Origin of the sequence: Nonomuraea terrae, from assembly GCF_004348995.1 — a bacterium.
In the GTDB taxonomy this organism is placed as follows: Bacteria; Actinomycetota; Actinomycetes; order Streptosporangiales; family Streptosporangiaceae; genus Nonomuraea; species Nonomuraea terrae.
Map to the genome: position 1 here is coordinate 1 of NZ_SMKQ01000430.1, position 1,615 is coordinate 1,615.

A 1,615-nucleotide genomic window follows, 5' to 3' on the forward strand; every position below is an offset into this window, starting at 1 on the left:
GCGTACTCCTTGACCAGGCCCGTCACCCGCTGCTGGTACGACTTCGGCGCGTACGCGCCGCGGCCGTACAGCTCCAGGTAGCGCGGCACCAGGCGCGGGTGCTCGCGGGAGAGCCAGCTCAGCCACCACTCCCGGGCGCCGGAGCGCAGGTGGAGGACGATGGGCGCGATGTGGGTGGCCCCCGAGGCGGCGATCTCCTTGACCGTACGCTCCAGTTGCGCGGGCGAGTCGGTGAGATACGGCAGGATCGGGGCCATCAGGACGCCGCAGGCGATGCCGTTGTCGTTGAGCGTCGCGCAGGTCTCCAGGCGGCGGCGCGGGTTGGGCGTGCCGGGCTCGACGGCGCGCCAGGTCTCCGGGTCGACGAAGCCCACCGAGACGTTGGCGCTCACCTCCGTCACGTCGGCGGCCTCGGTCAGCAGGTCGAGGTCGCGCAGGATCAAGGTGCCCTTGGTGAGGATCGAGAACGGGTTGGCGGCGTCGCGCAGCGCGGCCAGGATGCCGCGCATCAGCTGGTAGCGGCCCTCGGCGCGCTGGTAGCAGTCGACGTTGGTGCCCATGGCCACGTGGTCGCCGCCCCACCGGGGCGAGGCGAGCTCCTTGCGGGCGAGCTCGGCGGCGTTGACCTTGACGATGATCTTCGAGTCGAAGTCCGCACCGGAATCCAGATCCAGATATTCGTGCGTCTTTCGGGCGAAACAGTAGATGCAGCGGTGGCCGCAGCCCCGGTAGGGGTTGATCGTGTACTCGAACGGGACCCGGCTGGCCGCGGGCACGCGGTTGATGATGGATCTGGCCTGGATCTCGTAGAAGGTCATCCCCTTGAACTCGGGCGTGTCGAACGTACGCGTCACCGCGCCGCGGGCGAACAGCGGCACGGCCGGATCGTCCCCGCCAGTCCCGGTCAGACGCAGGTTGTCCCAGCGCATAGCTTGATTAGAACAAAGATTCGAGCTTGATCGCAAACCGAAAAGAGGTGGCAATTACATGGTCAGCTCGGGGCTAATGATCTTCAGGGTTGGGCAGAAAGACGCGAGAGAGCTTGCGTTCCGGAGGTGCACCCATGGCCTGGTCGCAGGACGAGGAGCGAATGCTGGCCCAGATCGAGCAGCACCTCGTCGACGACGATCCGCGACTCGTCGCACGGCTGGAGTCGTTCAACGAGCGGGTCCGCCGCAGCGAGGCGCGATCGAGGGAGAGCGCGGAGCCGGGGGCCGTGAGGCCCCGACGATCGACGGTCATCATCCTGATCAGCTGGCTGCTCATCGCCACGCTGGTCGCCACATTGCTGGTCATGGTTCTCCGTCATGAGGCCGCCGCCGCGATGGCCCTGGGGTCTACGCTTCTCTGATCGCTTCTGTCACCTATCATTTGTGATCCCCACTTTTTCCGTTTTCGCCACCTCCTGACGCATGAGGTGATCAAAGGCCGCGTACCTTCTCACCCATGGCGTTTCGGCGCGGCATCGAGGCCGGACGTCGATGAGCCCGTCCAGGCGGCCCGCACGCTGTCGTAGCCGATCACGGCGATCCCCTCCTCCCACAGCAGCTCGCGCGCCCGCGCCGAGGTGAGGAACGCGTGGTCGCTCTCCCGCACCCGCCACCCGCCCGGATCC

Annotated in this window: 2 protein-coding genes; one reads left to right on the forward strand and one right to left on the reverse strand. The window is 67.1% G+C overall.

All coding sequences use genetic code 11. The features are described 5' to 3' along the window. A partial coding sequence (locus E1286_RS47150; protein WP_132623928.1) for an Rv2578c family radical SAM protein occupies positions 1-929 on the reverse strand: 929 nt, incomplete at its 3' end. Between the two features lie 134 nt (positions 930-1,063). Here E1286_RS47150 and E1286_RS47155 point away from each other — a divergent pair. Continuing rightward, positions 1,064-1,351: a DUF3040 domain-containing protein gene (locus E1286_RS47155; RefSeq protein ID WP_132623930.1), complete on the forward strand. Its 288-nt coding sequence runs from the start codon at positions 1,064-1,066 to the stop codon at positions 1,349-1,351. Positions 1,352-1,615: the final 264 nt, after the last annotated feature.

Excerpts from the sequence above, each read along its gene's own strand:
- E1286_RS47155 (WP_132623930.1), top strand. The coding sequence starts at position 1,064 with ATGGCCTGGTCGCAGGACGAGGAGCGAATGCTGGCCCAGATCGAGCAG.